Origin of the sequence: Bacillus sp. AFS023182 (assembly GCF_002560575.1) — a bacterium.
In the GTDB taxonomy this organism is placed as follows: domain Bacteria; phylum Bacillota; class Bacilli; order Bacillales; family Bacillaceae_G; genus Bacillus_A; species Bacillus_A arachidis.
Genome location: NZ_NTRO01000012.1, coordinates 1 through 6,389, shown reverse-complemented (window position 1 = coordinate 6,389; position 6,389 = coordinate 1). Strand labels below are relative to the sequence as shown.

Annotated in this window: 5 protein-coding genes and 1 pseudogene; 4 read left to right on the top strand and 2 right to left on the bottom strand. The window is 32.6% G+C overall.

The annotated features are described in order from the left end of the window. Nucleotides 1-484 precede the first annotated feature (484 nt). On the top strand, nt 485-1,687 hold the full coding sequence (locus CN288_RS06545; protein ID WP_098302005.1) for an L-lactate MFS transporter: 1,203 nt from the start codon (nt 485-487) through the stop codon (nt 1,685-1,687). Nucleotides 1,688-1,692: 5 nt separating this feature from the next. Here the strand turns inward: CN288_RS06545 and tnpA are convergent, their stop codons facing one another. Continuing rightward, entirely contained in the window at nt 1,693-1,869 is a 177-nt protein-coding gene (gene tnpA, locus CN288_RS30200; protein ID WP_441296548.1) for an IS66 family insertion sequence element accessory protein TnpA, read from the bottom strand. Nucleotides 1,870-2,358: 489 nt separating this feature from the next. Next, a complete protein-coding gene (locus tag CN288_RS06535) occupies nt 2,359-3,333 on the bottom strand; it encodes a hypothetical protein (protein WP_098302004.1) in 975 nt (324 codons plus the stop codon). 741 nt (nt 3,334-4,074) lie between these two features. Between CN288_RS06535 and CN288_RS06530 the strand changes: the two genes are divergently transcribed. The 3 genes and pseudogenes from CN288_RS06530 to CN288_RS06515 all read left to right on the top strand — a co-directional run. Beyond that, nucleotides 4,075-4,512, top strand: a complete 438-nt coding sequence (locus tag CN288_RS06530; RefSeq protein ID WP_098302003.1) for a GNAT family N-acetyltransferase — start codon at nt 4,075-4,077, stop codon at nt 4,510-4,512. A gap of 95 nt (nt 4,513-4,607) precedes the next feature. After that, the gene (locus CN288_RS06525) at nt 4,608-5,153 is read left to right on the top strand and encodes an SMI1/KNR4 family protein (protein ID WP_098302002.1); all 546 of its coding nucleotides are present in this window, start codon (nt 4,608-4,610) and stop codon (nt 5,151-5,153) included. Nucleotides 5,154-6,197: 1,044 nt separating this feature from the next. After that, nucleotides 6,198-6,389, top strand: a pseudogene (locus CN288_RS06515) (hypothetical protein); the annotation flags it as partial.

The window sequence follows — 6,389 nt, the reverse complement described above, 5'->3', positions numbered from 1 at the left end:
ATTTGGGTTACAATCTATGCGATAGATTTATATATTGTAACGATTCCTTGTACAGTAAAAAAATATAAATCTTAATACATATATGTTTCTAAAAAAGACAAGGAAATCACTCTTGTCTTTTTTCGTTAGGTTGTGTTAAATTTTAATGTTGCTTTTTTGATATATTTTAGGGGAATCTCGTAAATGTGAGTCATATTTCTGAAACCCAGCCGTACTTATGCAAAAAGATGCTTCGTATGTAACAAGCAGCTTTTGTATTTCATCCCGCTTTTTCTGTAACTGATTTCATATATTTGACGTTCTGTGTTGTAAGTGCTTACACAATTACTTACATCCTATACAATAAAGCCATCAAATAGAAAGAGGTGGCAAAAATGAGTGCAAAAAAAGTATACGATTTTTTAACACATTGTATTGCGGATATGCGAAACGTCGTTAGACGATTATTGAATAGAATTGAAATGAAAAGAGAGGAGGGGATGGCATGAAACGATCACCTGTTAATCCATGGCTTGTTGTCCTCGGTACAGTCATTGTACAAATGGGACTTGGAACGATATATACATGGAGCTTATTCAATCAGCCTTTAGTGAGTAAATACGGATGGGGTCTTAATGCTGTTGCTATAACCTTCTCAATCACTAGCCTTTCTTTAGCATTCTCAACTTTGTTTGCGAGTAAATTGCAAGAGAAATGGGGACTTCGTAAACTCATTATGATAGCCGGACTAGCATTAGGAATTGGATTAATGCTTAGTTCACAAGCTTCCTCATTAGTAATGCTTTATGTACTAGCAGGAGTTGTTGTAGGTTACGCAGATGGTACAGCATATATCACTTCACTATCTAATTTAATTAAGTGGTTCCCAGAGCGTAAAGGTTTAATCGCAGGTATTTCTGTATCTGCATATGGTACAGGTAGTTTGATTTTTAAATACATTAACGCAATGCTGATTGACTCAGTTGGCGTATCACAAGCATTTATTTACTGGGGCTTAATTGTTACAGCTATGATAGTGATTGGTGCTTGTTTAATCCATCAAGCTGCTGAACAAGGTACAGTACATGAAACAAATAGCAAGGACTATACAACAAAAGAAATGTTAGGCACAAAAGAAGTATATCTGTTATTTATTATGTTATTTACATCATGTATGAGTGGCTTATACTTAATTGGTATGGTAAAAGACATCGGTGTTCAACTTGTAGGGCTTAGCGCAACAACAGCAGCTAACGCAGTCGCTATGGTTGCAATCTTTAATACAGTTGGTCGAATCATTCTGGGACCGTTATCAGATAAAATCGGCCGTTTAAAAATTGTTACCGGTACGTTTGTCGTTATGGCTATGTCAGTCTTTGTACTCAGCTTTGTTGATTTAAACTATGGTATATATTTCGTCTGTGTAGCAAGTGTAGCGTTTTGCTTCGGTGGAAATATCACGATTTTCCCAGCCATTGTTGGTGATTTCTTCGGTATGAAACACCATAGTAAAAACTACGGAATCGTGTACCAAGGCTTTGGTTTTGGAGCACTTGCAGGTTCATTTATCGGTGCAATTTTAGGTGGATTTAAACCAACTTTCATGGTGATTGGCGTATTATGTGTCGTGTCATTTATTATCGCAGTTTTAATCCAAGCACCTAATCAGAAAAAAGAAAAACAAGAAGAGTATCGCAGCGTAGCGTAAGCACTTTAAATTTTTATAAAAGTAAACGTAAAGTAACTCCGAAATCTACAATAAAAGTTGATTTTGGAGTTGTTTTTTGTTTCCTTCACTTTTTTCAGCCAGTAATATGGCCGATGAACTGATAGATTCTGTTTTTGACACCAGGCAACGTTTGAGAATCCACTGTTTTTACAGTCTTGAATATAAGTTTCTTATTTTTTAATAGGGTGTCTTTTCATAAAAAAACCTTCACATGTAGTATGGGAGATTATTTAATGGGTTATTTACAAATAGTATGTGGGGAATATTTGACGCTTACGAAAAAAGAAAAGTAGTCTTTTGGAATAGAGGTACTGCCACATCGCTATCAAGTTAGTATTTTGAAGTGACTCCAAAATGAGAAAATTGACATCCCCAGGTAAAAATGTACACAATTTTTGTTTTGAGGTGTTATAAATTTATTAAGTTGATGGATGTGTGGTGAGACCCTATACTTAGTACATTTGAACCTTATAACTATTGAAGTTACAGATTAATAGTAGATCCAAAAAAGTAACCTTACATTTTTGTAGGGTTACTTTTCTGTTCCATATCCCCGGTTACATCGTATTGCTTCGTTGTAATAGGGATTAGGTATTTATTTTTAAACTTCATTTATTTATGATACGGTTCATCGTATCCTTTTCATCGATTTAGTGCATTTCAACAATTGTACCATCTTCAAATACCTTGAATACTCCAGTAAATCCTGATCCAGCTGCGCCTTCTATTTTATATGTCGTACGCACTCTAATTTTATAATATTTCTTTCCATTTTCTACTTGAGTATCCTCAAGAGTGTAAGTGTATTCTTCATTATATTCTTTTTTGATATATCCTATAGCTTTCTCAAAAGTAAATTCATCGTGATTCTTTCCTGTCTCCACCTTTTGGTTCTTCTCTGTCTCTGCCTTTTGGTTCTTTCCTGTCTCTGCCTTTTGGTTCTTCTCTGTCTCTACCTTTTGGTTCTTCTCTGTCTCTACCTTTTGGTTCTTTCCTGCCTCTACCTTTTGATTCTTCTCTGTCTCTACCTTTTGGCTCGTTACTGCATCTGTTTTTTGTTCCTTCGCTGCTGCTACTGTTTTACTCTTTGTATTTTTTTCTTCTTCACCAATTTTAGTGATTAATCCTGAGGCTTTTTTATTATATTCTTCAAGGTTCTTGTTATCTTTTGTTTCTAAAACTAGCTTATTTAAAATCTCTTTCGCTTCTGAATAATTTTTCTTACTTATTAACTCTTCACTTTTCACCAGTTGCTCACTATACTTCTTTTTTTGTTCTAAGATGGCTAGTAATGCTGTTCGTTCTTCCTTTGCTTGTTTTATAAGCGTATTACTTCCATTCTTCATGTTCTCTACTTTTTCAAATGACTTAATTGATTCTTCTACCTTTGTTTCTTCTTTTAGCTTCACTGCTTCAATCATTGCTTTCGTTTGTTCTACAAACACTTTTGCATCTGAATCATCTTTTTTCTCATCTAGTGCTCGTTCAAATGATGATAAGGCATTTTTATATTCTTTATTCGTTAGCGCGGTCTTCCCCTCATCCATTGCTTTTTCAAAATCTCCATTACTACATCCAGCTAGCATTAAAAACGTAAGTCCAATTAGTGTTAATAACTTTCTCATTTTCTCTCTCCTCCTATATATTCCTAAAACAATAACTTCATATGTATAAAAGTTTGTGTAGTAATTAGACCGAAAGTAGAATATGTACTACATTGTGTGTGGGAAAGGAAGTACATTTCATTCACTAACATTACTTAAAAACTCCTAAATAGTTGGTAGCCTTCTTCTTTCAAGACAGAAAGGATTTTTAATAATGGGCATAAAGCTCTAACTCAGACTCTTTACTACACACACTCTTATACACATAGAAAAATTATTTTTAGCTTATAGTTTGCTATTTCTTTAGTTTTAAATAATCTCAGTTGATTGGATACGAACCATAAACCGTAACATACTTAAAACAAAAGAAAACAAGAAGCAACAAAAGTTACATCCAGTAATCATTTTGTAATATAAATGTAACATAAAGAATTTAAACATACAATAGTTTTTTTACATTATTTTCCCATATCTACATTTTAAGGAACCAATAAGATTCCAGCCCTTAGTATTCTTAAGTTGATAGGCATGGGGTCTCGCCACATCGCTATCAACAAGCTAAGAAAATACAACTACCCCAGAACGAGATTTTGTTCTAACTTGTAATAAAAAAACGCCACCCCTTCCATTCTCTTTTTTTACCATATTATTATCTGAATTGTACTAAAAAAGCGTTGTTTTAGGATACAATAGAGTCAACAGATGTAATATTAGGATAGATTGAACTATTGATATATCAGTATTAATAGAGGGGGGAATTATATGATTCGTGAGGCTGAACCAAAAGACAGTCATGAAATTGAAAATCTATATAAAAAATTAGCACCGCATAGTAAAAACATTAGGGTTTTACCAGAAAGAATTGAGCAGATAAAGAATAATTCTAATAATTTCTTATTTGTGTATGAAGAAGATTGTAAAGTTAAAGGAAGTATATTTATGACTTTTTGTCTTGATCCTGGATATCAATTTAGACCATATACCGTTCTAGAGTATGTAATTGTAAATGAAGATTTTCGAGGTAATGGGATAGGTGAAAAGTTGCTAAAACATGTAGAACAGCTATCAATTGCAAGGGGATCCACAAGAATTATTTTATTAAGTAGTACAAATAGAATAGAAGCACATAAATTCTTTTCTAAAAATGGCTATGATGGCACTATAAGTAAGGGATTCAAGAAGTATATACCAATTAATTAAATTTTCGTTATGGGGATAATTCAAAACCTTAGATTAATAGTAATTGTGTGTGTTTTAAATTGAATTTTTTGAAATATAATCGGAGGGGAAAAGACATGATAAATTCAGCTGAATTACTATGGAAACGTATAATTAGTAGAGGTTCAAGCCTTGAAGTGAACTTTCAAAAAACATTAAACCTCCAACCGGGTGCAAGTGAAGAAGATTTTCAGTTAATTGAATCTACACTGGGTATTACACTTCCTAAAGAAATGAAAAGTTTTTACGAGATATATAACGGACAAATTTGGGAACCTGGGGTTGAATCTTTTGTAAGAAATTTGGTCCTTTCCCCAACTTCTCAAATTATAGACAACTGGACATTTCTACAGGATGAATTCGATTCAGATGATTTAGAGGCGCATATTGAAAATGAACTTAAACCTGTTCTTTGGAATTCTAAGTGGATTCCAATTGCAGAAAATGGTGCTGGGGATTATCTTTGCATTGATACAGATCCATCAGAATCTGGAGTAGTAGGACAAGTGCTATATTTTTGGCATGATTGGGGAAAACGTTCTGTTGAGGCAAAAGGTTTATTTGAATTCATAGAAATCTGTTTGGAAGAAGATAATAGAATGCAGTGTTCTAATGAAAATTAGAGTTACAAAAGGGGATGTAAATTATTATTTACATCCCCTTTTGTTTTTTTATGACATCATCAGAATTGCACCAGTTAGAGTAATAGGATTGTAGATGGATTTACATCAATTTAAGAGATTGAAGTAGACCCTAAACAAAAAATTTTCTTTCTTTACAGCTAGTTATTTATAAGAGCGCCTCTTATTTAAACCTATATTTTGATGTAATTTTACATATCCAAATAAAGGGAACCAATATACAGAGTGTGATTAAATTATATGAATAACATTTAAATTATATTGAATTTTATTTATGGATTAAAATTGTTATTTTTTTATCAGTTATATTAAGTTCTAACTATTATAATTATTAAAATAAAATAACACAGCAATTTTAGAAGTATAATATTTTTACTTGTATTAATACGTAATAACTAAATTAATCAATATAATCGACAAAATTCTACTATTTACGCAATAAAAATCTAATGTTTTAATAAAGGTGTAATTGGTATGACCACTAAGAAAGGAGAAGGCTACACCAATAAAGGTGCGGTAAAATTGCAGGTAACATTATGTCGAGTTAATTACCTGAATAATCAGTTATTTTGGTTTGGAAGTAATCCAGAATCACAAAAGTATCATATTTGTAAAAATAGCATTCTAAGTTTCTACATAGCCAACGTTATTTTATCCTGCAGTAAAAGTATAAGCAATGTACAGTATAATTTCATCTTTCGTAATCTTGTAGAAATTATAGAAGAAGAGGGGAGATAGGATAAAATCAATATTAAAAAAAGTCACGGCAGGGCTAGCTGTAGGAGCAATGGGGTGAACTATCTAGCCTCCTGCAAGTCAAGCAGCTCCAGCGAATAATGAATATTATTAAAAGATAGCATTACCGAAAGACTTTTGTAACATCTATGAAAGTGTATTGAAAGATATTTAAATTAAACTAAACGTAGCAAAAGTTATTTTATTCTTCAGTAAAAAGTATGAGTAGCAAATTGTACAATTTCATTTTTTGGTAGTCTTGTAGAAATAATAAAAAAGAGGAGAGATAGTATGAAGCGTATAAAAAAAATGATTCCTGCAGCATTTGTATTGAGTACAGCTTTACTTGTAGCACCAGGATTTTCTTCGGCAGCTACTGATACTTCAACGAATGTAGGAAATCTTCCGATTGTAGTAGATTCACAAGGACCAAAAGCACCTATGACAGCAGCTCAGGTTGCTAAAAATGGTACGCAACTTCCT

Excerpts from the sequence above, each read along its gene's own strand:
- CN288_RS06535 (WP_098302004.1), bottom strand. The coding sequence starts at position 3,333 with ATGAGAAAGTTATTAACACTAATTGGACTTACGTTTTTAATGCTAGCT.
- CN288_RS06530 (WP_098302003.1), top strand. The coding sequence starts at position 4,075 with ATGATTCGTGAGGCTGAACCAAAAGACAGTCATGAAATTGAAAATCTA.
- CN288_RS06525 (WP_098302002.1), top strand. The coding sequence starts at position 4,608 with ATGATAAATTCAGCTGAATTACTATGGAAACGTATAATTAGTAGAGGT.
- CN288_RS06545 (WP_098302005.1), top strand. The coding sequence starts at position 485 with ATGAAACGATCACCTGTTAATCCATGGCTTGTTGTCCTCGGTACAGTC.